Source organism: Peptoniphilus sp. HMSC075B08, assembly GCF_001815405.1.
Classification (GTDB): domain Bacteria; phylum Bacillota; class Clostridia; order Tissierellales; family Peptoniphilaceae; genus Peptoniphilus_A; species Peptoniphilus_A harei.
This window is the reverse complement of sequence record NZ_KV820458.1, coordinates 134,434-157,923: the sequence shown is the minus strand read 5'-3', so window position 1 is coordinate 157,923 and position 23,490 is coordinate 134,434. Positions and strand designations below refer to the sequence as shown.

22 protein-coding genes and 1 riboswitch are annotated in these 23,490 nt (G+C 34.5%); of the genes, 16 read left to right on the top strand and 6 right to left on the bottom strand.

Features of this window, described 5'->3' with window-relative positions:
• Positions 1–356: 356 nt before the first annotated feature.
• From HMPREF3023_RS07405 to HMPREF3023_RS07390, 4 genes are all read right to left on the bottom strand, one after another.
• Positions 357–1,367: a polysaccharide deacetylase family protein gene (locus HMPREF3023_RS07405; protein ID WP_070702181.1), complete on the bottom strand. Its 1,011-nt coding sequence runs from the start codon at positions 1,365–1,367 to the stop codon at positions 357–359.
• A 66-nt stretch (positions 1,368–1,433) separates the two neighbouring features.
• Entirely contained in the window at positions 1,434–3,431 is a 1,998-nt protein-coding gene (locus HMPREF3023_RS07400) for a YcdB/YcdC domain-containing protein (RefSeq protein ID WP_070702179.1), read from the bottom strand.
• A 79-nt stretch (positions 3,432–3,510) separates the two neighbouring features.
• Entirely contained in the window at positions 3,511–3,720 is a 210-nt protein-coding gene (locus HMPREF3023_RS07395) for a DUF1858 domain-containing protein (RefSeq protein WP_070702177.1), read from the bottom strand.
• A 33-nt stretch (positions 3,721–3,753) separates the two neighbouring features.
• Positions 3,754–4,656, bottom strand: coding sequence for a hypothetical protein (locus HMPREF3023_RS07390; protein WP_070702175.1), 903 nt, complete (start codon positions 4,654–4,656; stop codon positions 3,754–3,756).
• An 86-nt stretch (positions 4,657–4,742) separates the two neighbouring features.
• Here HMPREF3023_RS07390 and HMPREF3023_RS07385 point away from each other — a divergent pair, with 86 nt between their 5' ends.
• The 11 genes from HMPREF3023_RS07385 (at position 4,743) to ftsH (ending at position 14,665) form a co-directional block, all read left to right on the top strand.
• Positions 4,743–5,696, top strand: a complete 954-nt coding sequence (locus HMPREF3023_RS07385) for an AEC family transporter (protein ID WP_070702173.1) — start codon at positions 4,743–4,745, stop codon at positions 5,694–5,696.
• A 42-nt stretch (positions 5,697–5,738) separates the two neighbouring features.
• Positions 5,739–5,831, top strand: a riboswitch (SAM riboswitch).
• Between the two features lie 126 nt (positions 5,832–5,957).
• Positions 5,958–7,130 carry a methionine adenosyltransferase gene (metK, locus tag HMPREF3023_RS07380; RefSeq protein ID WP_070702171.1) on the top strand — a complete coding sequence of 391 codons (1,173 nt, stop codon included), beginning with the start codon at positions 5,958–5,960 and terminating at the stop codon, positions 7,128–7,130.
• A gap of 114 nt (positions 7,131–7,244) precedes the next feature.
• The gene (locus HMPREF3023_RS07375) at positions 7,245–8,201 is read left to right on the top strand and encodes a histidine racemase CntK family protein (protein WP_070702169.1); all 957 of its coding nucleotides are present in this window, start codon (positions 7,245–7,247) and stop codon (positions 8,199–8,201) included.
• Positions 8,202–8,352: 151 nt separating this feature from the next.
• Entirely contained in the window at positions 8,353–9,270 is a 918-nt protein-coding gene (locus HMPREF3023_RS07370; protein WP_070702166.1) for an SAM-dependent methyltransferase, read from the top strand.
• Between the two features lie 139 nt (positions 9,271–9,409).
• Complete coding sequence (locus tag HMPREF3023_RS07365; protein ID WP_005957971.1) at positions 9,410–9,688, top strand: HU family DNA-binding protein; 279 nt, start codon at positions 9,410–9,412, stop codon at positions 9,686–9,688.
• Positions 9,689–9,785: 97 nt separating this feature from the next.
• Positions 9,786–10,028 (top strand): RNA-binding S4 domain-containing protein, encoded by a 243-nt coding sequence (locus HMPREF3023_RS07360; protein WP_070702164.1) that lies wholly within the window; start codon positions 9,786–9,788, stop codon positions 10,026–10,028.
• Between the two features lie 39 nt (positions 10,029–10,067).
• Entirely contained in the window at positions 10,068–10,388 is a 321-nt protein-coding gene (locus tag HMPREF3023_RS07355; RefSeq protein WP_070702162.1) for an FtsB family cell division protein, read from the top strand.
• 21 nt (positions 10,389–10,409) lie between these two features.
• Complete coding sequence (locus tag HMPREF3023_RS07350) at positions 10,410–10,787, top strand: S1 RNA-binding domain-containing protein (RefSeq protein ID WP_070702160.1); 378 nt, start codon at positions 10,410–10,412, stop codon at positions 10,785–10,787.
• Between the two features lie 47 nt (positions 10,788–10,834).
• The gene (gene tilS / locus HMPREF3023_RS07345; RefSeq protein ID WP_070702158.1) at positions 10,835–12,169 is read left to right on the top strand and encodes a tRNA lysidine(34) synthetase TilS; all 1,335 of its coding nucleotides are present in this window, start codon (positions 10,835–10,837) and stop codon (positions 12,167–12,169) included.
• The gene (hpt, locus tag HMPREF3023_RS07340) at positions 12,156–12,698 is read left to right on the top strand and encodes a hypoxanthine phosphoribosyltransferase (protein ID WP_070702156.1); all 543 of its coding nucleotides are present in this window, start codon (positions 12,156–12,158) and stop codon (positions 12,696–12,698) included. The genes tilS and hpt overlap by 14 nt, the downstream gene beginning before the upstream one ends.
• A 5-nt stretch (positions 12,699–12,703) precedes the next feature.
• Positions 12,704–14,665, top strand: coding sequence for an ATP-dependent zinc metalloprotease FtsH (gene ftsH / locus HMPREF3023_RS07335; protein ID WP_070702154.1), 1,962 nt, complete (start codon positions 12,704–12,706; stop codon positions 14,663–14,665).
• 288 nt (positions 14,666–14,953) lie between these two features.
• On the opposite strand, the gene HMPREF3023_RS07330 is transcribed toward ftsH, so the two are convergent.
• Complete coding sequence (locus HMPREF3023_RS07330) at positions 14,954–17,389, bottom strand: transglycosylase domain-containing protein (RefSeq protein WP_070702152.1); 2,436 nt, start codon at positions 17,387–17,389, stop codon at positions 14,954–14,956.
• A 121-nt stretch (positions 17,390–17,510) separates the two neighbouring features.
• Entirely contained in the window at positions 17,511–18,047 is a 537-nt protein-coding gene (locus HMPREF3023_RS07325; protein WP_070702150.1) for a biotin transporter BioY, read from the bottom strand.
• 163 nt (positions 18,048–18,210) lie between these two features.
• Here HMPREF3023_RS07325 and HMPREF3023_RS07320 point away from each other — a divergent pair, with 163 nt between their 5' ends.
• From HMPREF3023_RS07320 to lysS, 5 genes are all read left to right on the top strand, one after another.
• The gene (locus HMPREF3023_RS07320; RefSeq protein WP_070702148.1) at positions 18,211–19,002 is read left to right on the top strand and encodes a type III pantothenate kinase; all 792 of its coding nucleotides are present in this window, start codon (positions 18,211–18,213) and stop codon (positions 19,000–19,002) included.
• Between the two features lie 10 nt (positions 19,003–19,012).
• On the top strand, positions 19,013–19,942 hold the full coding sequence (gene dusB / locus HMPREF3023_RS07315) for a tRNA dihydrouridine synthase DusB (protein ID WP_083315537.1): 930 nt from the start codon (positions 19,013–19,015) through the stop codon (positions 19,940–19,942).
• A 47-nt stretch (positions 19,943–19,989) separates the two neighbouring features.
• A complete protein-coding gene (locus HMPREF3023_RS07310; RefSeq protein ID WP_070702146.1) occupies positions 19,990–20,250 on the top strand; it encodes a hypothetical protein in 261 nt (86 codons plus the stop codon).
• 189 nt (positions 20,251–20,439) lie between these two features.
• Positions 20,440–20,913 carry a transcription elongation factor GreA gene (gene greA / locus HMPREF3023_RS07305; protein ID WP_070702145.1) on the top strand — a complete coding sequence of 158 codons (474 nt, stop codon included), beginning with the start codon at positions 20,440–20,442 and terminating at the stop codon, positions 20,911–20,913.
• A 43-nt stretch (positions 20,914–20,956) separates the two neighbouring features.
• Positions 20,957–22,831: a lysine--tRNA ligase gene (gene lysS, locus HMPREF3023_RS07300; protein ID WP_070702294.1), complete on the top strand. Its 1,875-nt coding sequence runs from the start codon at positions 20,957–20,959 to the stop codon at positions 22,829–22,831.
• Positions 22,832–23,490: the final 659 nt, after the last annotated feature.

The window sequence follows — 23,490 nt, the reverse complement described above, 5'->3', positions numbered from 1 at the left end:
AATATTTTTAAGCTTGTGTTGGGCTTATATTTTTATTGATAATATAAATATTACTTTTATTAAAGTTTGTCTTATTATCTATACTTATCTTAATTTTTTATCTTATCTACCTAGTCTACTTATTGTTGGAAGTCTAGATGAAAAAAGAGGAAATTCTTTATTTATTGTCTATATATTATTTTCTTACATCTTGGCCTTTGTCAGCCTATTTATTTTAATCTACTTGATAAAAATGGACTTAGTTTAATTTAAAAATTAATAATCTTGCTTTTGTCTATAAATAATTTAAGGCAAATAAAAAGAGGACTGAAAATAAAATCAGTCCTCTTATTTTTTAATTTTGTGAGAATTTCAAATTATTTTAAAATTCCAAATTCATAGTCCCTGTCCCTAAAGTACTTTATAACTTCTGATAGGGAATCAGCTGTTAGTTGTTTGTTTCTTGCGTCGTGGGCAAGGACAACGACAATCTTTGTATTCTTATTTTTGTTTAAACTTCTGTCAAGATATTCGATTTGACCTGCAGTCGTTGTTGGCCTAACAGACTTTTTCTCTGCATCGCCAACTAGGCAGTTCCAGTCAATCCAATTTATGTCTCTTGATTCTAAGAAAGAGTTTGATGCAGGAGTATTCTTCCAAGACATCTCGCCACCTGGATATCTAAAGACTTTGGAATGAAAAGCATCGCCTAAGATATTTTGAAGTCTTTCGTTGGTCTTTTCTATTTCTCCATAAACTCTTTCTGGACTTACAACTCTTCCTGGATATAGATAGTCGTAGTCGTGAGAGAAGGAGTGAGTTGCAATAGCATTGCCATTTGCAAGAATTTCTCTAACCCTATCTGCAGTCTTATCTCCAATTGATTTACCAACTAAGAAGAAGGTTGCACGAGCATTCTCTCTCTTTAAGGTGTCCAAAACTTGTGGAGTGATTTCATTGTTTGGTCCATCATCAAAGGTCAAGAATACAATTTTTTTCTCTCCCTTGTAGTTTTGGTGGACTGTGTAGTCACGAATTTTTTTGGCATCATAGGCATACTTGTCAACCCTTTTTAAGTGGTTGGATCCCTCGACAATAAATTCATCCTCCATTTTACTTATTTTATCCAAGGCCACATTAGAAATATATTCTTTTTCATAAAATATTGGTCTTGGTCTGTCCTTGTAAATTTCATTTGTGTAGTACCACATAAGGGCAGGTGAAACTTCTTTGTTTTTTGAATTTTTAATACCAGAGAAAATTTTTGAGAAAATTAGTATAAGTATTAGTGCAAAAATCGAAATAGAAATAATTTGCCTAATTCTCTTTTTTCTCCTGGCCTTTTGTCGTCTTAATCTTTTTCTTCTTTCATAACTTGTTTGGGTCATAAAAAAACCTCCCATTGATAAATATACATCAGTGGGAGGTAAGAAGCAATTACAAAAGAATTACAATTACTTTATTGAGTTATAGATTAGGTATAGGATTTCTTCAAGGGTCATTTCCTTGTCTGGGTCTATGTCCCCATCAATATATCCAAAGCCTTTTGCGATAATATAATAAGATTCATAGTCGTCTAAAGATTTTTGATTTTTAAATAAATCTTCCTTAAAGATTCCCTTGACCTTAGTAAATCTTTCAAGATTATTTTTTGTCACGAGGGTCTTAACCACATCTTTTTCAGGAATATTTTTATCCTTTAATTTTTCAAGGTCTAGGCCAAAAGAATCCATGTAGGAAGAGTTCATTCCACTTGACCCATTTAAGAGCTTGACAAAGTCTTGGTAAGTTATTTTGTCCGAAAGATTTCTTCCAATTAAACCAATTTCCATATCTTTTAAGAAGAGGATGGCATCCTTATTCCTTGCCTTATCAAGGTCAGGATAGGAAATTTGTTCCTTGAAGTTAATAATCTCGCCATTATAGTCTCTTAAGATTTTATCTTTGCCAATGATTGGGTCAAAGTCCTTTATGTTTCCGTAGAAAAGCGTAGGCCCCTTTTCAGTGATTACATATTTTAAACCAAAGTTTTTTGAAGATAAGAAAATCTTGTTGGCTTCTTCTTGGGTCAAGTTATTGTCACTTGGTTTTGAAAAATCTACTTTTGTAAAAGTTCTTTCATAGGATGAAATTTTCTTGTCTTGGTCTACAAAAATTTTTACTCCTTCCTTTAGGACAGGGAGTTTATTTACATATCTTGGTAAAGTAACAGAAGTTCCCATTTTAGATGAGTCTATAGAAACTTTATCTAAGTTAAGCTCAGATTTATCTCCATACTTTTCTAAGAAGTCTAGGGCAAGTTTTTTTGCATCTTCTTCTTTTACTTTATTATTGTAAACTTTTCTGTCAGTCCAAAGGTCTAGGGAAACAAGATTTAAGTTCTTGGCATTAAGCGTGATATGACTATAATTTTTATCTTTTTCTAGATTAATATTGTAGTAATAATTTTCCTTGTCAGAGTTCAGGGAGATTGAAGTAACTTGGTAACCATCACCAGTAATTTCATAGGCTCTTTTCTTGGCTTCAGATTTTTTCTTTAAGTCCTTTAAGCCATCAATCTTTTTAACTTCTACATCAGTTAAACTTGCAACGTCAGCAACTTTATCCATCTCATAGGGCATAAATCCCAAATTATTATTTTTTACAAGCTTTCCATCTTTTGCATCAATATCAAAAATTTCTGAATGGTAAACTTTAGACACAGACTTGCCATCATTGGAAATCTTGTAGGAAAGTCTAAGTGGAAATTTTTTTGCAAATATTTTTTCTGCATCCTCTTGACTTAACTTGGCCTTGTCTGTAAAGTCCTTATCACTTAAGAAGGATGTGGCAGGTCCAAAGTCGGAGTTGATTCCCATATCTCTTATTTCCTTAGAAGTTAGGGAAATATTTACATAAAGTGAATCTGATGCAAGAGGTATTCCCTTAACGAGTCTATCATAAAATAAACTTAATTCTTTTCCATCATCTAGGAGAGAGAAATCCTTTAATTTATATTTTTTGTCAAAGTCTGGAATAAGTTTTTCCAGCTTTTCTTCTACAATTTTTTGCGCCTGGTCTTTTGAAATTTTTTCAGAATTTTTATTGTCATATTGATCCTTGCGCCACTTTGAATAAGAGTAGAAGTCGCCATCACTTGTGTAGGTAACTTGTAAATTTCCTAAATTTTCATCAGACCATTGGTAGGAGTCAAGACTTTTGTTTTTTGCTTTTTTATTTAGATAAGCAGAGCCTGTGTCAGAATTTATTGGGTCTTTAATCAAATTAAAATCTTCATAGGATTCTGTGATATTAAATACTTCTTTAATTTCTTCAACCTTTTCTTTTTCTTTCTTCGTTATGTCAACAGACACTGCCTCATCCGTTGGATTGTAGTTAGCCTTTTCTACTGAAGCTACAACTGGTCCCACAAGTAGGGCTAGGGATAGGGCGTAAATTATTTTCTTTTTCATAAGTATCTCCTTATTAAATCATTAAAGTATTTATGTAAAAAAAGAAGAGGCCTCTGCCTCTTCAAATTTAAGCTTTAGATTAAGCTTCCGCTTCTTCTTTCTTATCTTCATTAAGAGCAGCTACAAGCGTATTTGGATCTATACCGTGAACCATTGCTGCTTCTTCAAGAGTTTCCATTTGAGAAGATGGGCACATGATGCAACCCATTCCAAAACTCATTAGTGTACCAATTGATTCAGGTTTTTCTGAAAGAATTTGTCCGATTAACATATCTTTTTTAATTTCCATCTATTAACACCTCCCTAGTTTATATACCCAAAATTATTTATATTTAAAAGATGAGTACTTAACAAAATGATCTTTACTTTTTGCTCCCATGCTGATTTCAAATTCGTCTGTGGAGTCAAAGCCCTTTGATGTTAAAGTTTTTGCAACTTCAAATTCTTTTTCATAAGGGAAGACTTCAGACTTATCTCCTTGGTCAATCTTTATATAAGGAGTGTAAGTGAGTTTGCCGTTATACTTAGCAGAAGTTGGTAGAACTTCAACAATATTTTCTGACTTAACATAAGTTGACTCGCCACTTAACTTACCTTCTTCAGCTGTTGCAAGTACTTCGTTTTTAATATTAGCAAGAAATTTGGAAATGTCAAGAAGAGGGTTCTTCAAGATGTCCAGTTCTTTTTCTTCGTAGTCAGTTGCATAGTCAACAATTTTTACATCTACTTGGTTATTTACAAGAGAACGACCAGGTATTGCCTTTGAATCAATTAAAACAGAATTATTTTTTTCGTCAAAGTCAACATCGAATCCAATTGTCTTTCCAAGTTGTCTCAATTGGAAATAATTGTAACCGTCAATTGTGTAAACCTTAAAGGAATGTCTCACACCATCCACAAAAACCCTGTGGTTTGATTTTTTTACTTCGTTCTTACTGTCCTTTAGGGGAGCTAAATCTTCTTCAGTCTTCTTGTAGTCAGACTTGCTGTTAATCATAACAGCTTCTCTGTCGCTGTCGTAAGATACACTAAACTCAGCATCAAGTCCATCAAGGAGAGCTGCAATGTCTCTTAACTTGAAGTAGTTGTTGTCTTCGATGTTGTAACCCTTAACACCAGTGTCCTTTCCATCAACATAAACGCTTTGGCTAGAAACTTTTGCTCCAGCAAAAACATTTGTAATTAAAACAAGGGACGTAAGTCCAATAGAAATTATTTTTTTCATAACATGACCTCCTAGGTCTATTGTATTTTAAAAGATTGCCCTCGACAAGCCTAAATATTTACCCTATAATTTAATGAGGTGATTTTATGAGTAACTTACTTATGGGTTTTAATATTGTATCGCCCGTATTTATAGTTTTGCTACTGGGATACTTTGCAAAACAAAAAGGATACATAGATGACAACTTTGTAGACAGAGGAACCTGGCTTGTTTTTTATATGGCCCTGCCCTTTAAATTGTTTTATGACATAAAGAATGCCAGGATTGAGTCCCTCCATCCAAAATATGTTGCCTACATACTCTTAGGGATTATCTTTGTAATTTTTCTTGCTCTCGTAATTGGTAAATCCTTTAGGATTAAAGACAGGAAAAAATTATCTGCCTTTGTCCACTGTGCTTACAGGTCAAACTTTGTCTACGTTGGATTTCCAATTTTAGATATTATTTACAATGGGGCTCCATCAATGGAACACATGATAGTAATAATTGCTTTTGGACTAACTCTTTACAATATTTCTGCCATTGTCCTCTTGACCTACTATTCTGAGTCAGAAGACAAGTCAATTTCTATTTCCAATATACTTTTAAAGATTATTAAGAACCCAATGATTGCTGGAGTAGTCTTTGGTGCGATTTTTAATTTTTTACACATTCCAGTCTATCAAGGAATAGACAAGGCAATAGAAATGGTGGCGAAGATTTCAACGCCAATGTCACTAATCTTAATTGGAGCCAGCCTCAACTTTGAGTCATCAAAGAGCGACTTCAAGCTTATGTTTACATCAGCTTTTATAAAAACAGTTCTAGCTCCACTTATTCTCATACCTATTGGAGTTAAGCTTGGCTTTACTAATATGGAACTAGGCATTGCCTATATATTTTGGGCAACACCATGTGCAGCCAACTGTTTTATATTTACAAAGCAGATGAATTCTGATTATGAGTTTGCATCAAAGGTAATAACCTTGAGCTTTATTATGAGTATTATTACCTATCCTTTGGGCATATCCATAATGAACTATTTTAATTTGTTGCACTAAGAATTTTTAAGTGCTATAATCAAGCTACAAAATATAAATAATACCTTATTGAGAGTGGTGGAGTGAATGGGCACTGTGAAACCCGGCAACCTAGTTGGTGCTAAATCCCACAGATTTTTATCTGGAAGATGAGGTTTAATGGTCCTCACTTTTGCGTGGGGATTTTTTTATGGATTAAAATTTAAAAGACTTTACAAATTTGACTAAATAAAAAAGATTCATACATTAAATCAAGGTATTTAAAATGGAGGAAAGAATAAAATGAAAAAATGGCAATTTAGTTCAGAGTCCGTAACAGAAGGACATCCGGACAAAGTTTGCGACCAAATATCTGATGCCATCTTAGATAAGATTTTGGCAGAAGATAAAAATGCAAGAGTAGCCTGTGAAACTATGGCATCCACAGGCATGATAGTTATAACTGGAGAAATCTCAACAGAAACTTATGTAGATTTTGAAAAAACTGCAAGAGAAGTCCTAGAAGATATTGGATATAACAGGGCCAAATTTGGATTTGATGGAAACACTTGTGCAGTCCTATCTGCAATCAAGGAACAATCCTCTGACATAGCAATGGGTGTTGACAGGTTTAAGGAAGAAGGAGTAGATGAACTTGACTCCTTTGGAGCAGGAGACCAAGGAATTATGTTTGGATTTGCCTGCAACGAAACAGAAGAGCTAATGCCACTTCCAATTTCTCTTGCCCACAAGTTATCAAGAAGATTAACTGAAGTGAGAAAAAATGGCACACTTGACTACCTAAGACCAGATGGCAAGACTCAAGTTACAGTTGAATATGAAGAAGATAAACCAGTAAGACTTAAAAATGTTGTGGTTTCATCTCAACATGCTCCAGAAATTTCTATGGAACAAATTAGGGAAGATATAATAAGAGAAGTTGTAGAAAAGGTTGTTCCTAAAGAATTTATAGACAAGGACACAGAATTTTTCATAAACCCAACTGGCAGATTTGTTATTGGTGGACCAATGGCCGATGCGGGACTTACTGGTAGAAAAATAATAGTTGATACCTACGGCGGCTTTGGAAGACACGGAGGTGGAGCTTTCTCAGGTAAAGATCCAACAAAGGTTGACAGATCAGGTGCCTACTATGCAAGATATATTGCAAAAAATATTGTGGCAGCAGGACTAGCAGAAAAAGTTGAAATTGGACTTGCCTATGCAATTGGTATTGCAAGACCAACTTCAGTTTATGTAGAAACTTTTGGCACTGGCAAATTATCTGACGAAGAAATCGAAAAGATTATTATGGAAAACTTCGACATGAGACCAGCTGCAATAATTCGTGACCTTGACCTATTGAGACCAATTTACAGACAAACTGCATCCTATGGTCACTTTGGTAGAAATGACCTAGACCTTCCTTGGGAAAAGACTGATAGGGTAGAAGACCTTAAGAAGTACCTAAGATAAGACTGTGTTAAAAATTAAATTTAGGGTAAGATAAGAATAGCGGTTAAAAAAGACTAACTTAGTATGCTATAATTAAAGAGTAAATTTATTTTTAGAGTCGAGAAGAGGATGGTTATGAAGAAAACTTTTAATTATTTTAGAGCAAACCCATGTGGAAATATAACAGGATTTGTTGTAGCTCCTGTATATCCAGGATATAGAAAGGCTTACACAGATTGCATCATGGAACAAATAGATAAGGATGTAGAACAAGTTGGATTTATTTCTCCAGCCTATGAAGGTGCACCACTTAGGATGGACATGATGGGTGGAGAATTTTGTGCCAACGCAACAAGAGCATACGGACTTTACTCTGCAAGCTTCTATGACACAGATGGACTTGTTGACATAGAAGTCTATGTAAGTGGTCACGAAGGAACAACTGATGTAATTGCAGATGTTAAAAATCAAAAGGCTTATGTAGCTTTAGATGCTCCTATTGGAAGAGAAAATCTAGCAATAGATGGCAAGGACTGCACTCTTATCAAGCTTCCTGGCATTAGTCACCTAGTTGTTGAAGCAGAAGAAGATAAAGAATTTGTTAATAAGGCTCTTGAAGTTCTTAAAAAAGATCATAAGGACGAGGCCTATGGAGTTCTTTTCTTTAATAAGGAAAAGCTAGAAATGATTCCTTACGTTTATGTAGAAGGTTCTGAAACTTTATTTAGGGAAGGTTCTTGTGGATCAGGAACTATTGCAGTAGTAAACTATCTTGAAGATGACATTGCAAAGCTTGATGAAGATTACAAGATTTCTATCAAGAACCCAGCGGGAGAACTTGAAGTCTTTGTATATGAATTTGAAGATGGCAAGAAATTCTGTGTAGGTGGCAAGGTTGAACTTACTGAAGTAGAAAAGAAATCTATAGAGATTCCACAAGATGTTGCCCTAGCAGTTATAGCTGAGCACGACAAGATTGTGGAAGAACACAAGAAGCAAATGGCTGAAGAAGAAAAGGAAAAGCCAGTTGATGAAAGTGACTTAACTGATGAAGAGCTTAAAATAATGAGAGAAAAATTTGGATTTGATTAATCCTTAAGAAGAGGGGGAAGACCCCTCTTTTTTTATGTAAACTTTTAAGGACAAACTTTCGAATAATTATGAATTTGAAAATAAAATGAGGTTAGTAAAAAATTTGAAAATAAATAAGGCTTTATGTGTATAATGTTAGAAGGTGATTATAATGATAAATGTTGTTGGACTTGGGTCCACTTCTTCAAGAGACCTTACCCTTGAAGCAGTAAAAATTATGAAAAATGGAAATAAAAATTTTTTGAGGACTGATAGGCACGAAGCCCTTTCTTTTTTTGAAGAAAACAAAATAAAATATGAGTCCTTTGACTACTTATATAATGAGATGGAAAGCTTCGACGAAGTTTACAATAAAATTGTAGAAATATTATTAGAAGAAGCTAAGGATAAGGATATAAATTATTTTGTTCCAGGAACTCCCTTAGTTGCAGAAAAAACAGTTAGGCTCCTAATAGATGAAGAGGCTGATATAAACATTGTAAATGGAATTTCTTTTATTGAACCAGTTCTTGCTGGAGTGGGAAGAGACGCTGTTGATGGACTCTTATTTTTAGACTCAGATGCAAAGAAGTTTGACTTCGATACAAGACGAGATACTCTTATAACACAAGTCTACAACAAGAGAATTGCATCGGACCTTTCTCTTCTTCTTCAAGAAGTTTACAAGGAAGAAGACATGGCCTATGTAATAAGAAATGCTGGACTTGACGACGAGATTGTAAGGAAGGTTGAAATTTATAAACTTCCAAGGATTGATGACTACAACCACCAATCTTGCATTTACATTCCAAGGACAAGTGGCAAAAATCTTCCAATGATTATGGATAGGCTTGAAGATATTCTGGAAAAAGAAGATATTTACCTAGATGATGAATGTTTTGAAAAGATAAAAAAACTTTTAATTGAAAAGTCTGAGGACTTATCCATGGACTATGAAAATGAGACAGACATCCTAATTTTATCTATATTATTACTTTTATTAAAAGATAGGGAAGGCCTAGTGGATTTCCGTGAAATTTATGATGAAATATACAAAAAATTGGATAAAATAGCGATTTTTTTAAAATAAATGTAGAAAATAAACTTAACTTAGGTTATAATTGTAACAGTCTTAGGAAAAGAGCCCTTTTAGATCTTGGAATATTAAAGGTTGAGAGGGTCTTAAACTAAGAAAAAGACTAAAGAAAATTCTTCAAGGAGGATATAAAATGAACAAATCAGAATTAGTAGCAAGCATTGCTGAAAAATCAGGTCTTACTAAAAAAGACGCTGAACAAGCTTTAAACGGATTTATCTCTTCAGTTCAAGAAGCTCTTGCTGACGGAGAAAAAGTTCAATTAGTTGGATTTGGAACTTTCGAAGTTAGACAAAGAAAAGCTAGAGAAGGAAGAAACCCTAGAAATCCAGAAGAAGTTATTAAAATTCCTGCATCTAAAGCACCAGTTTTCAGATCAGGTAAAGCTCTTAAAGAAGCTGTTAATAAGTAAGAAAAGAGAAGGCAAGGCCTTCTTTTTTTATGCCCAAATTTTCCATGAGTATTGATATTTTCTTCTATATTTGATATATTCTTATTTGGAGAGGATTATGAGATTAGATAAATTTTTAAAGAATTCAAGACTTATAAAAAGAAGAACTGTAGCTAAAGAAGCCTGCGAAAAGGGACTTGTTGAAATCAACGACAAGGTTGCCAAGCCATCAGACTCTGTTAACATTGACGACATTATTTCACTACAACTTGGTGAAAGAAAGGTTAGGGTCAAGGTTAAGGACATTTCCGATGTGAATTCCAAAAAGGATGCAGAGACTCTTTACGACAGGATAGATTAAATCGAGATTAATCCAATTGGAAATTAAGAGGGGTTGCTTATGAAGGTAAAAAGAAGAAGATTTCCCTTGGCTCTTGCCCTTATTATCCTAGGTTCAGTAATCCTGGGATCAATAAAAATTGGCAAGTCGATTTCTCTTAGGAATCAAAAACTTGAGATTATCTCTGCCAACAATCAGGAAATTTCTAATTTAAAACTTGAAATAGATAATTTAAATTCTGAACTGGACAATTCTTCCTCAACTAATTTTATTGAAAAAGTAGCGAGAGAAGATTTAGGTATGGTTAAACCAAGAGAAGTTATCTATATTGATAAGAACAAGGATAAAGATAAGATTAATAATTCTGAAAAGGATATTTAAAATAAAATTTAGGAGGAAGTTATGGATTTATCGCCAGGCGATATTGTTGAAGGTGTAGTAACTAAGGTTGCCAAGTTTGGAGCCTTTGTTGATTTAGAAGATGGCAAAAGTGGTCTAGTACATATTTCTGAAATTGCAGATACTTTTGTAAAGGACATCAATAATCACATTGCTGAAGGTGACGAAGTTAAGGTTAAGGTCTTAAGCATTGATGAGAAGGGAAAGATTGCCCTATCTATCAAAGATGCAGTTGAAAAAAAGGAAGAACCTAAGGATGAAAAAGTCGATCAAAAGTTTGAAGACCTTTTGAGCAAATTCCTTAAGGAAAGCAATACTAAGCTTGACGAAGCCAGAGCAAGATACAATCAAAAGACAAAGAAGAAAAATTCTAGAAATTAGTAGTGGTGACTATCTTTTGATAGTTTGCCACTTTTTTTATTTTAATTATGGATAAGATATTTTATGAAAATTTAAAAAAATTAAATAGTATAAAAAAGTCTGACAAGCTAAGTCTTGGCGTATCTGGTGGAGCAGACTCCATGTATCTTTTTTATAATCTAATGGATTTAAGGGATGACTGGGACCTTGATATTATTGTTTGCCACCTAAACCATGGGATAAGGGAGACTGCCAAAAGAGACGAGGACTTTGTAAAGAAAGTTTGTCAAGATTTTGGGATTAAGTGCATTACTAAGACTGTTAACATGGATGAATTTGCAAAGAAAGAAAAAATTTCATCGGAAGAGGCTGGAAGAATTTTGAGGTATAAATTCTTTAGGGAGAACTCCAGAGGGAGAAAAATTTTAACAGCCCACAATGCCAATGACAGGGCAGAGACAGTACTTTTTAACATTATGAGGGGGACAGGTCTAAAGGGTCTTGCTGGGATTTCTGAGGTCAATGAAGATGTCTTTAGGCCTCTTATAAATATTAGGAGGGAAGAAATAGAAGATTACCTCCACAAGAATAAGCTAGCTTATTTTGATGATGAGACAAACTTTGAAGAGATCTACACAAGAAATAAAATTAGGCTGGGACTTATTCCTGAACTTAAAAAATTTAATCCAGACATAATAAATTCTTTACTTAGACTTTCTGAGAATGCAGAAGAAGCCAATGGACTCATAGAAGAACTTGTAAAAGAAAACTATGACAAGTGCCTGGGTCATAATTTTTTAATTCCCTCTGAAATTATAAAGGTCAAAAAATTTATTGGCCAAGAAATAATAAAAAGATACCTAGAAGAGAATTTTTATAAAGAAAATATTTTAAACAGGTCTAACATTCTTGCCATTTATGACTTGTGTCTTGGCCAGTCTGGGAGACAGGTTGACCTTGGGAAGAATATTTATGCGAGAAGGTCCTATGACAAAGTTATTATTGAAAGGTTTGAAGAGAAAAAAGAAAAATCGACTAAGGACTTAAAACTTGGAATAAATTCAACAGACTTTGGAGAAATTTTTATAAGAAAAGATGGAGAAGAAAGTCATGCCAATTCCTTTATAAAAGTAATAGACTATGATAAAATAAGGGGTAGTCTTCACATAAGGAATAGGGCTCCAGGAGATAGGTTTAAAGCTCTTGGGATGAAGAATAATAAAAAGCTAAAAGACTATTTTATTGATAGAAAAGTTGACAGACTTTTAAGAGATGAGATAGGCCTTGTGTGTGATGATGAAAAAATTATCTATGTGGTTGGGATGGATATCTCAGAAGATGTTAAAATAGATAAAAATACAAAGAACAAGCTCGTTTTGGAGGTTAAAAATGTCAGAAATTAAAGAGGTTCTTTATTCTGAAGAAGAAATCAAAGAAAAAGTTAAAGAACTTGGCGAGAGAATAAGAGAGGACTACAAGGACAAAAATTTATTACTTCTTGGAATCCTAAAGGGTTGCGTTCCCTTTATGGCAGATATTATGAGAAGTATTGATCTAGACCTTGAGTACGACTTTATGGATGTTTCCAGCTATCAAGGAACAAGGTCCATGGGTGAGGTTAGGATTCTAAAGGATATTTCAACTAATATTGTTGATAAGGATATTCTAATTGTTGAAGATATAATTGACACAGGTGTGACACTTTCTTATTTGACTAAACTTTTAAGATCAAGAGGAGCAAAGTCTGTTGAAATTGTGACTATGCTTTCTAAACCATCTAGGAGAAAGGTTGACTTACCTGTTAAATATAATGGATATGAAATTGATGACCACTTTGTAATTGGTTATGGAATGGACTATAACGAGAGATTCAGAGGTCTTCCTTACATTGGAATATTAGATGAATCTGTCTATTCTAATAGTGAGGAGTGATATTATTGAATAAGAAATTTGGAGGAGCGGGATTTTATATTGTCCTAATCCTTGTCTTAATATTATCAATTAGGTTTTTTGGGCCACCAGCAAATGTTGTGGAAGAAAAATCCTTTACTGAATTTGTAACAGAACTTGATAAGGACAATGTAAAGTCCGTTAGCTTGCAAAATGGAGTTGACTCCATTGCCAGCGTAAAATTAAAAAATGACGACACTTTTAGGACTGTGATTCCACAAGAAGCTTCAGATACTTTTTATAAGGACTACCTAAAGGAAAAGGCTGATGCAGGAACTATTGATGTAGTTTCAAGTCCAACTAAGCAAACTTCTTTCTTAGTTGAGTGGATTCCAACCCTACTTATGTTTGCCTTTATAGTTTTCTTCTGGTACAGGATGATGCAACAAGCTGGTGGCGGAGGAAAGATGAATTCCTTTGGCAAGAGCAAGGCCAAACTAATTAACAAGGAAGATGGAAAGAATCTTGTTAGCTTTAAGGATGTTGCAGGTCTTGAGGAAGAAAAGGAAGAACTTGCAGAAATTGTTGATTTTTTAAAAAACCCTAAGAAGTTTATAAATATGGGAGCAAGAATCCCTAAGGGAGTCCTACTAGTAGGTCCTCCAGGAACTGGTAAGACTTATCTTTCAAAGGCTGTTGCTGGCGAAGCAGGAGTTCCCTTCTTTATAATGAGTGGTTCAGACTTTGTTGAAATGTTTGTCGGTGTTGGTGCATCAAGGGTAAGAGACCTTTTTGAATCTGCAAAGAAAAATGCACCTTGTATTATTTTCATTGACGAAATTGACGCAGTGGGAAGAAAAAGAGGGGCAGGTCTTGGAGGTGGCCACGACGAGAGAGAACAAACTCTTAACCAACTTCTAGTTGAAATGGATGGTTTTGGAACTAACGAAGGCGTAATCGTTATGGCTGCGACAAACAGGGCAGACATACTTGACCCAGCTATCCTAAGACCAGGAAGATTTGACAGGACCGTATATGTTGGAAAGCCAGACGTTCGTGCAAGAAAGGCAATCCTTGGAATTCACTCCAGAGGCAAGAAGCTTGCTGATGATGTAAACCTTGAAGTAATTGCAAAGAGAACTCCAGGTTTTACTCCAGCAGACCTTGAAAACTTAATGAACGAGTCAGCCCTACTTGCTGCAAGACGTGGCGAAACTGCAATATCTATGGAAGATATTGACGAAGCATCAATAAAGGTTCAAGCAGGTCCTGCAAAGAAGTCTCGTGTTGTTTCAGAAAAGGAAAGAAAGCTAACAGCAGTTCACGAATCTGGACACGCAATTGTATCAAGACTTCTTCCTGAAGAAGATCCTGTTCACATGATTACAATTATTCCTAGGGGAATGGCTGGTGGATTTACTGCCTACCTTCCTGAAGATGAAATATCTTTTATGACTAAGAAGAAGATGGAAGCTTCCATTGTTTCCCTTCTTGGTGGAAGAGTTGCCGAGTCCCTAGTCCTTGATGACATATCAACTGGTGCCTCAAATGATATTGAAAGAGCAACAAAGATTGCCCGTGCCATGGTAACCCACTATGGAATGAGTGAGAAGCTAGGTACAATAAATTACGACTCATCAGAAAATGAAGTCTTCATAGGAAGAGACCTAGGACGTTCAAGAGACTATTCTGAAAGAACTGCAGCGGAGATTGATGACGAAGTAACAAGAATTATCAACGAAGCCTACGCTAAGTGCAAAAAACTTTTAAGTGAAAACTTAGACAAGTTACTTGCACTTTCCGATGCTCTTTTAGAAAAGGAAACAATCTATTCTAAGGACTTCGAAAAGATTTTTAACGGCGAAAAGCTCGATGAGGAATCCATTGATCTTGAAGACACAATAAATGAAGATGACTTGTCTGAAGAAGCAAAGGAACTTATTCATAAAAAGGATAAGAAGGAAGCAGAAGGCAATGAAGATTCAGAAGAAGATAAAAATAATTTATAAATTCAAAAATAAAAAAGCTCCGAGAGGGGCTTTTTATTTTGTCATTTTTTAAGAATTATAAATATAAATTAAAAAGGAAATATAGATATGAACTAAAATAAGAAGGTGATTTAAGATTATTAAAAGAAGAATTAAAAGCAAATAGAAGGATATATAAAAAATAAAATTAAAATGACTTTAAAATCGTAAATAATAAAATGATTGGTCTTCAAAAATAAACTTTAAAATATTCATTTAAAATCGAATAAAAGAAGACAATAAAAAAACTGGAGCTCAACTCCAGTTTCTTTAATCCTCATTATTAACAATTGATTTAGAAGTCTTCTTCTTACTGCCTGAATTGTTGTTATTGTCTGATGACTTCTTGCTCTTCTTGTTATTATTATTGTTGTTGTCGTTATTCTTTTTAGTTTCTTTTTTCTTCTTTGTATAGGACTTGTAGAAGCCATACTTGTTAGTGTAGTGTGGTTTAGTTCCCTCAGCAAAGATTTCTCTTCTACCACTAGAATATTTAGTGTAAATTCCTTCAGGTTCTTCAAACTCTTTTCTGTCAAGATCTTGGTGAATTGACTTCATAATTTGTTTCCATAGGTAAGCTGATTGAGTTGATCCAAAGGCAAGTTTTTGGTTCTTGTCGTTACCAATCCAAACGGAGCAAGTGTAGTAAGGAGTGTAGCCAATAAACCAAACGTCCTTCCTGCCATTATGCTCGTCAGTTGATGTACCAGTCTTACCAGCAACTTCTTGACCAGGGAAGGCTGCATTTCTACCAGTACCACGTCTTACAACATCCTTTAACATGTCTGTCAAGATGTAGGCATTTTGTGGACTAGTAACTTCTTTTTCCTTAGGGTCAACTTGGTAAATAACTTCACCAGTGTTTGATTCGATCTTTGTAATTACATAAGGGTTGGCGTACTTTCCCCCATTGGAAATTGCAGTGAAGGCGCCAGCCATTTCAAAGGGACTAATACCATAGCTCATGCCGCCAAGGGTAAGTGGGGCATAGTCCATATCATTCCATGTTGGGTTGTCGTCCTTTTCAACTATTGTGGAAACTCCAATTGATTTTAAAGTTTCTACTATTTTGTTTATAGATTCTTCGTCGTTGTATGCCTTAGAGTAAGTTGAGTTTCTATTGATTTTTGCATCCTTGTCAGCAGAGATATCTCTTGCAACTTGGTAGGCACCAACGTTTGATGATTGACGAAGAAGGTTTCTTATAGTTGTCCAACCTTGGTAGTAGTTACCAGAATTTCTAGGTGAGTGGCCAAATAATCTTTCTGGCATCTTTTGGTCTAGGTAAACATCGCCTGCAGTGGCGCCGTTATTTAGGGCTGTTAAGTAAACTGAAATAGGTTTAATTGATGAACCAGGTTGTCTTGGTACAAGTGCTCTATTTAAAAGTCTACCACCACTAACATTTCTACCTCCAACAAGAGCCTTAACTTCGTGAGTTTTTTGGTCGATGATGACAGAAGCAACTTGTGGTTGGATGATTCCATTCTTATCAGTAAAGCCACCATAATAGTATCTAGGGTTAGAAACTACTTCTTCAAGAGTCCTTTGCATATTTATATCCATTGGAGTATAAATCTTAAGTCCTCCATTGAAGAGTTTGTTTGTGGCTTCTTCTTGTGAGTAGCCTGATTCTGTCAAGATTTTTATGGCATTCTTTTGAACTACGTCTGTGTAGAAGGAAGAGATTCCACTTTCCTTACGAGAGCCAATATTGATTTCAATTTTTTCATTTAGGGCCCTGTCGTAGTCTTCTTGATTAATTAGTCCTTGGTTAAGCATTCTCTTTAGAACAAGTCTTTGTCTTTCTTGAGAAGTTTCATTAAAGACAGCCTTAACAGGAACTATCATGTCATTTTGAATTTGAATTAAATCAAAGTTATCGATTTGACCAAGTTCATTTAAGTTCTTGGCAATTCTTATTATTTCATCAGAGTTTGGCTCTGAGTTTTCGTTCTTTGGTAGAAGAACAATTTCAATGTTGCCCAAGTCGTCTGATTCATTTATCTCTTGAGTGTTGTAAGGAGTGTACTTTTCTGGAAGGTTTGTTACACCTGCTATAAGGGCACACTCAGCAAGGTCGAGTTCTGATACGTCTTTGTTAAAGAAAGTTTTAGCTGCAGCTTGAACCCCAACAGTTCCCTTGGAGAAGCCTGCAGAGTTTAAGTAAGCTTCGAGAATTTGTTCCTTGGAAAGATCTTGCTCTATCTGATAAGAATAGTAGACGTCGGTTATCTTTCTAACTACGCTCTTTGAGAAAGATGTGTACAGGTTCTTGGCAAGTTGCATTGTTATTGTTGATGCACCTTGTTCAAAAGACCTAGTCTTTATATCGTGAACTATGGCACCAACTACTCTCTTGTAGTCGACTCCATTGTGTTCGAAAAACCTTTCATCTTCTATTGCCACAATGGCATTTACCAAATCCTTTGGTATGTCCTCGTAGGGAACGAATTCACTAAATTGATCAGATATAAGTGATTCAATTAGCTTTCCGTCGCTTGAATAGATCCTAGAAGTTTCAGAGAGTTGTGATCTGTATTCTGATGGTTCTATTACAGGAGCTTTTTTAAAAATACCCAAGACAATTGAAGTGACAAGTGAGCCTAAAATTATAATTGCAGCCACAACAATTAAGAGTAGTATTTTTATTATGCTTGAAAGTTTTATCATTCCGCGAGGTTTATTGTTTCTATTATCTTTCATAATAACCTCCTATTTTGTTATTATATCAGAATCTTTGGCATATAACTATAAGTATAAATGAAAAAAACCTCGCCCTTAAGCGAGATTCTTTCTTAAATTATTCTATTAATTATGAACTAAATTATTTTATGGCCTTTAAAATTCTTGGTGCAATAATTGCAGCTACTACTGCTTTTGCCAAGTCAGGAATAATAAAAGGTATCATCCCAATTGCAAAGACCTTTGAGATGTCCATAGGATTACCCATAACCACATTTAAAATGTAGTACATATAAGGAAGTCCAATTGCATAGAAAATAACTTCTGCAATAACTAGGACCACCATAGTCTTTCCAAAGTTCTTTTCACCGTGAGCAAACTTAGATATAAATGCAGCTCCTATTATAAAGGCAATTAAAAATCCAAAGCTTGGTTTTAATACAGTTTGAAAACCACCTGTAAAGCCAGCAAAAATTGGGACACCAATTAGGCCAAGTAGGACGTAAATAAAAACTGTGAGTCCTGCATAAAAAGGTGTAAGTAAAAGTCCAGTCATAAATACAAAAAAGTTTTGTAGTGTAAAGGGAACTGGTCCAATGGGAATAGAAATAAAAGCTCCCACAGCTATAAGTGCTACTAAAAGTGCTATTTTTGTTATGTCTTTTGTTTGTATTTTCATTTTTAACCTCCATGGATATATTACACAATGTTTACCCAAGTGTCAATATGGTTAACCTAATTACTTTTTATAATGGAATTTATCAATTCAAAAATAATAATTAGTTGAAAGTCAAGTTTATAAAATATATAATAAATACAATTTGTTAAACAGAGGTGTAAAAATGTTATTAGTAATAGATGTAGGGAATACTTCCATAACTTGGGGAGTTTTTAAGGGTGGAGAGCTTGTCAATGACTTTAGGACTTCAACTGTAAAGACAAGGACATCTGACGAGTATGGTCTTATCTTTATAAACACTCTTCTCCATGCCAATATAGATCCACAGGATATTGAAGATGTAATTATTTCTTCAGTTGTGCCAAACCTTATGCACACACTTCCTTCTATGATTATAAAATACTTTAACAAGAGTCCAATGGTTGTTAGTACAGACCTTGACCTGGGACTTAACATTAAGTATGAAAACCCAAAACAAGTTGGTGCAGATAGGATTGTCAATGCTGTTGGAGCCCTAGAACTTTATGGAGAGCAATCAATTATAGTTGATATTGGAACTGCCATGACTTTTTGCGTTGTTGATAAAGAAAAGAATTATCTTGGTGGACTTATTATGCCTGGAATAGGGATTTCTGCAGAAGCCCTCTTCATGATGACTTCAAAACTACCAAAGATAGAAATAATTGCGCCAGAAAAAGTTATACAATCTGACACTGTTGGAGCAATGCAAGCAGGACTTTATTATGGTTACACAGAAATGATTGACGGTATTGTTACAAAACTTCTCAAGGAATTAAACTGGAAGGAAGAAGAAACAAATATTATTTCAACGGGTGGTTTCTCCACAATGTTAACTAAGGATTCAAAATACAATTTTATTATTAACAAGTTCTTGACTCTTGAAGGACTAAAAATTATTTATGAAAAAAATAACAAAATTGAAGGAATAGATTGAGAGTGATTTTTTGCTAAAGATTTTAGCCCCCATGGCAGGCTACACAGACATAGCCTTTAGGGAAGTGGCAAGTGAAAAGGGTGCAGACATTACTGTAACTGAAATGGTATCGGCCATGGCACTTGTATATGAAAATAAAAAAACTATAGACCTCTTGGACATATCTCCCAAGGAGAAAAAAGTTGCCGTCCAAATATTTGGCAGCGACCCAGATGTTATGGGCCAGGCTGCAAAAATTTTAAATGACTACGACTTTTCTTATGTGGACATAAATATGGGTTGTCCTGCACCGAAGATTGTAAAAAATAATTCAGGCTCTCATCTATTGAGTGACCCTTCTCTTGTTTACGATATTGTTAAAGCTGTTGTAAAAAACTCCAACAAGCCTGTCACTACAAAAGTCCGCAAGGGAATAGGCGGAGTTTCATCTATGAAAGCCATAAAAAATATTGAAGCTGCAGGTGCGACCTTTGTAACAGTTCATGGCAGAACGAGAGAAGAATACTACACAGGCAAGGCAGACTGGGACTTTATAAAAGAAGTTAAGGAAAATGTAAAAATTCCTGTAATAGGAAATGGTGATGTTGCTAGTCCTGAAGATGCTCTGGAAAAAATAAATTATTCTAAGGTCGATGGCCTTGCAATAGGACGAGGGGCAATTGGCAACCCTTACATCTTTTCTCAAATAGAAGAACTTATAAAGACAGGCAGTTATTACAAGCCGAGTGATAAAGAAAGACTCCGTCTCATGATTGATGAACTTGAAAGAAAAATTGCCTACAAGGGAGAAAAGCTTGGCATACTTGAGATGAGAAAGGTCTATGCAGAATACTTCAAGGGGATGAAGGGGTCCAAGGAAGTTAGGAATAAGTTAAATACATTAAAGGATAAAGAGGAGATAATAGAAGTAATTAGAACTTATATAGATAATTTAGATTGATTTTAAAATTTAAAATATAAGTGTCGTTAGTAAGAAGGGAGTTTATTATGCATTTTATAGGAAGTATATTGTGGTTTCTTGTCTATTTACTCAATCATGAGGAAAAATCTATAGAGAGATTGCCCTTTCTTGCAGCTTTAACTTTAGCAATATCTTTAATTTTTACATTTTTTTCTAAAATATTTAATCTTTTTCATGCTTATACCGTTGAGGATTTCTGTGCATATTTCGCGTTGGCTTGTATTATTGATAATTTTATTTTTATTTATCAAAATAAAAATAAAGAAAAAGAAAATAAAGTAAAATAAATTAAAATACTTTTAAACTCTGTGAATAAATTTGCAGGGTTTATTTTTTGTATAAAAACTTATGAAAGTCTTCTTAATACTTAATCTTCTTGACATTTAGCCACCTTTAAATTATAATAGCCTAGATTAAAAGGTTTTGTGAAAGGCGGCTCACGCCTTATTTTTTATATAATTGAGGGAGAGAGAATTTTGGAAAAAGATATATTTTTTACACCGGAAGGTCTAGAAAAAATCGAAAATGAAATTGAGTATTTAAAAACAGTTAGAAGAAAAGAAGTTTCTGAAAGAATTAAGGTAGCTCTTGGCTATGGTGACCTTTCTGAAAACTCTGAATATGACGAGGCAAAAAATGAACAAGCACAAGTTGAAGAGAGAATCGCTAAACTTGAAATGATGGTTCGTAATGCTAAAATTATAGATGAAAAAGATTTAAATACAGACGTTGTCAACATTGGATCAAGTGTTAAAGTTAGAGAACTTGACACAATGGAAGAAGACGAGTACACAATTGTTGGTTCAGCAGAAGCAGACCCACTAGAAGGAAAAATTTCTAACGAATCACCAGTTGGTTCAAAACTTATTGGCAACCGTGTTGGCGATGTAGTTGAAGTTGAAGTTCCAGACGGAATTATCAAGTATGAAATTTGTGGAATAACTATTTAGGAGGCAGTTTGTGAAGAAAACAGAAGATGCAAATCTAAATGAAATGCTTTTGTTAAAGAGACAAAAGCTTGAAGAATTAAAAAGTGAAGGCAAAGACCCCTTTGTCCACGAAACTTATGATGTAACTGCACACTCAGTTGGAATCAAGGAAGAATTCAACGAAGCAGATGAAAGAGAAGTTTCTATTGCTGGACGTATTATGAGCAAGAGACGTCACGGAAAAATTTGCTTCCTAGACCTTAGAGACTCAGAAGGCAATATCCAAATTTTTGCAAGAAAAGATGTCCTTGAAGAAAAATACGAAGACGTTAAGGGCATTGATATTGGAGATATTGTTGGAGTTAAGGGAATTGTATTCAAGACAGAAGCAGGAGAAATTACAGTTCGTGCAACTGATATAAGCCTACTTTCTAAATCACTACAAATCCTTCCAGAAAAATTCCATGGACTTAAGGACCCAGACCTAAGATACAGACAAAGATATGTTGACTTAATTGTAAATCCTGAAGTTAAGGATGTATTTATTAAGAGAAATAAAATCATCAAGAAGATTAGAGAATTCTTAGACAATAAGGACTTCCTAGAAGTTGAAACACCAATCCTTGGTACAGTGGCAGGTGGAGCAAATGCAAGACCTTTCTACACTCATCACAACACTCTTGACATTGACATGCAACTAAGAATTGCCAACGAACTTTTCCTAAAGAGATTAATTGTTGGTGGCTTTGACAAGGTTTATGAAATGGGCAAGATGTTTAGAAACGAAGGAATGGACACTAAGCACAATCCTGAATTTACTAACATTGAACTTTACCAAGCCTATGCTGACTACGAAGAAATGATGAGAATCACTGAAGACCTATTCGAATATGTAGCTCTTGAAGTTCTTGGAACAGATACAATTAACTACCAAGGCACAGAAATTTGCCTAAAGGCACCTTGGAAGAGAATAACAATGATAGATGCAGTTAAAAAATATGCTGATGTTGACTTCAATGAAATTGATACAGACGAAAAGGCAAGAGAAGTTGCAAGAGAAAAGGGACTTGATGTAAATGACAATGATACTTGGGGCAAGCTTCTTTCAGAAATGTTTGAAGAATTCTGTGAAGAACACCTTGTTGAACCAACATTTGTAATTGGTCACCCAGTAGATGTATCCCCACTTGCAAAGAGAAACCCTGAGGACCCAAGACTTACACAAAGGTTTGAAGCCTTTATCAACACTTGGGAATTTGCCAATGCTTTCTCAGAGCTTAATGACCCAATAGATCAAAGAGAAAGATTTGAAGCTCAAGTTGCAGAAAAGGCAGCAGGAGATGACGAAGCTCATCCAATGGATTCAGACTTCATTAACGCAATTGAAGTTGGTCTTCCACCAACAGGTGGACTTGGAATTGGTGTAGACAGGATGATTGTCCTTCTAACAGACCAACCAAGTATTAGGGACGTACTTCTATTCCCAACAATGAAACCACTTGGAAAAGAAGTTGCAGAAATTAAGGCTAATAAGGCAGCAGATGACAATGCAAGTGCAAGGATTGACATGTCAAAGGTAAAGGTTGAACCCCTATTTGAAGACATGGTAGACTTTGATACTTTCTCAAAATCTGACTTCAGAGTTGTAAAAGTTAAGAACTGTGAAGAAGTTCCAAAATCTAAAAAACTTCTTAAGTTCACACTTGATGATGGATCTGGTGAAGATAGAATTATCCTATCAGGAATCAAAAATGTTTATGATGCAGAAGAACTAATTGGCAAGACTCTTGTTGCAATAACAAACCTTCCACCAAGAAAGATGATGGGGGTTGAATCTTGCGGTATGCTTCTATCAGCAGTATGCGAATACGATGGAGAAGAATTATTAAACCTTGTAATGCTAGAAGACAAGATTCCAGCAGGATCAAAATTATATTAAAGAACACGCTAATTATGAAACTGGGGTTTATTATGAATCCCAGTTTAATTTTTATAATTGGATTAATAGAATTATTAATCTATACAATAAAATCAATTTAAAGAAAAATAAATATTAGATAATCTCAGACGATAGAAATTATAAACTCTATTGTCTTTTTTTATACTCAAAAGTTGGAGGGTATGATGATGAGGATAAAAATTCTATATTAAGGCAAATAAAAAGCTTTAAGATAGAAGATAAAGCTAAGTCAAACAAGAAAGACTGTAGCAAAGGTGCAGAGAAATAAATATCGGTAGTCTTCGGATTGCCTTTATTTGTTTGTCATATGTAAATAGATTGTATAATGGTGCTATATGTGTAGATTGTAGTATTGATGTATAGATAATAAGATAACAGATTATAAAAGTAGGATTGCACTCAGTAAAATTGAAATGGCTTTAACTGAGAAAAATATGGGATATGACGGAGACTTAGAAATCGCTCTTATTTCAGAACTTTTAGAACTAATGTTTTGATGGAAAAATCGGATTCTAACAAAGTTCTAAATGAGTCTTAAAATTCTGCCTTAAATAATTGAATTATGGGGGCTAAACATAAAGTCAGAAGAAGTCCCTAAAAAAAGTTAGACCAACAGAAAGACCAATGACTACACCCTT

Bases quoted from the DNA above. Each gene is read 5' to 3' on its own strand.
- HMPREF3023_RS07375 (WP_070702169.1), top strand. From the start codon at position 7,245: ATGAAGAAAACTTTTAATTATTTTAGAGCAAACCCATGTGGAAATATA.
- hpt (WP_070702156.1), top strand. From the start codon at position 12,156: ATGTCAGAAATTAAAGAGGTTCTTTATTCTGAAGAAGAAATCAAAGAA.
- HMPREF3023_RS07400 (WP_070702179.1), bottom strand. From the start codon at position 3,431: ATGAAAAAGAAAATAATTTACGCCCTATCCCTAGCCCTACTTGTGGGA.
- lysS (WP_070702294.1), top strand. From the start codon at position 20,957: ATGCTTTTGTTAAAGAGACAAAAGCTTGAAGAATTAAAAAGTGAAGGC.
- HMPREF3023_RS07370 (WP_070702166.1), top strand. From the start codon at position 8,353: ATGATAAATGTTGTTGGACTTGGGTCCACTTCTTCAAGAGACCTTACC.
- HMPREF3023_RS07390 (WP_070702175.1), bottom strand. From the start codon at position 4,656: ATGAAAAAAATAATTTCTATTGGACTTACGTCCCTTGTTTTAATTACA.
- HMPREF3023_RS07385 (WP_070702173.1), top strand. From the start codon at position 4,743: ATGAGTAACTTACTTATGGGTTTTAATATTGTATCGCCCGTATTTATA.
- HMPREF3023_RS07395 (WP_070702177.1), bottom strand. From the start codon at position 3,720: ATGGAAATTAAAAAAGATATGTTAATCGGACAAATTCTTTCAGAAAAA.
- HMPREF3023_RS07325 (WP_070702150.1), bottom strand. From the start codon at position 18,047: ATGAAAATACAAACAAAAGACATAACAAAAATAGCACTTTTAGTAGCA.
- HMPREF3023_RS07405 (WP_070702181.1), bottom strand. From the start codon at position 1,367: ATGACCCAAACAAGTTATGAAAGAAGAAAAAGATTAAGACGACAAAAG.
- HMPREF3023_RS07350 (WP_070702160.1), top strand. From the start codon at position 10,410: ATGGATTTATCGCCAGGCGATATTGTTGAAGGTGTAGTAACTAAGGTT.
- HMPREF3023_RS07360 (WP_070702164.1), top strand. From the start codon at position 9,786: ATGAGATTAGATAAATTTTTAAAGAATTCAAGACTTATAAAAAGAAGA.
- HMPREF3023_RS07310 (WP_070702146.1), top strand. From the start codon at position 19,990: ATGCATTTTATAGGAAGTATATTGTGGTTTCTTGTCTATTTACTCAAT.
- HMPREF3023_RS07355 (WP_070702162.1), top strand. From the start codon at position 10,068: ATGAAGGTAAAAAGAAGAAGATTTCCCTTGGCTCTTGCCCTTATTATC.
- metK (WP_070702171.1), top strand. From the start codon at position 5,958: ATGAAAAAATGGCAATTTAGTTCAGAGTCCGTAACAGAAGGACATCCG.
- HMPREF3023_RS07365 (WP_005957971.1), top strand. From the start codon at position 9,410: ATGAACAAATCAGAATTAGTAGCAAGCATTGCTGAAAAATCAGGTCTT.
- tilS (WP_070702158.1), top strand. From the start codon at position 10,835: ATGGATAAGATATTTTATGAAAATTTAAAAAAATTAAATAGTATAAAA.
- HMPREF3023_RS07320 (WP_070702148.1), top strand. From the start codon at position 18,211: ATGTTATTAGTAATAGATGTAGGGAATACTTCCATAACTTGGGGAGTT.
- HMPREF3023_RS07330 (WP_070702152.1), bottom strand. From the start codon at position 17,389: ATGAAAGATAATAGAAACAATAAACCTCGCGGAATGATAAAACTTTCA.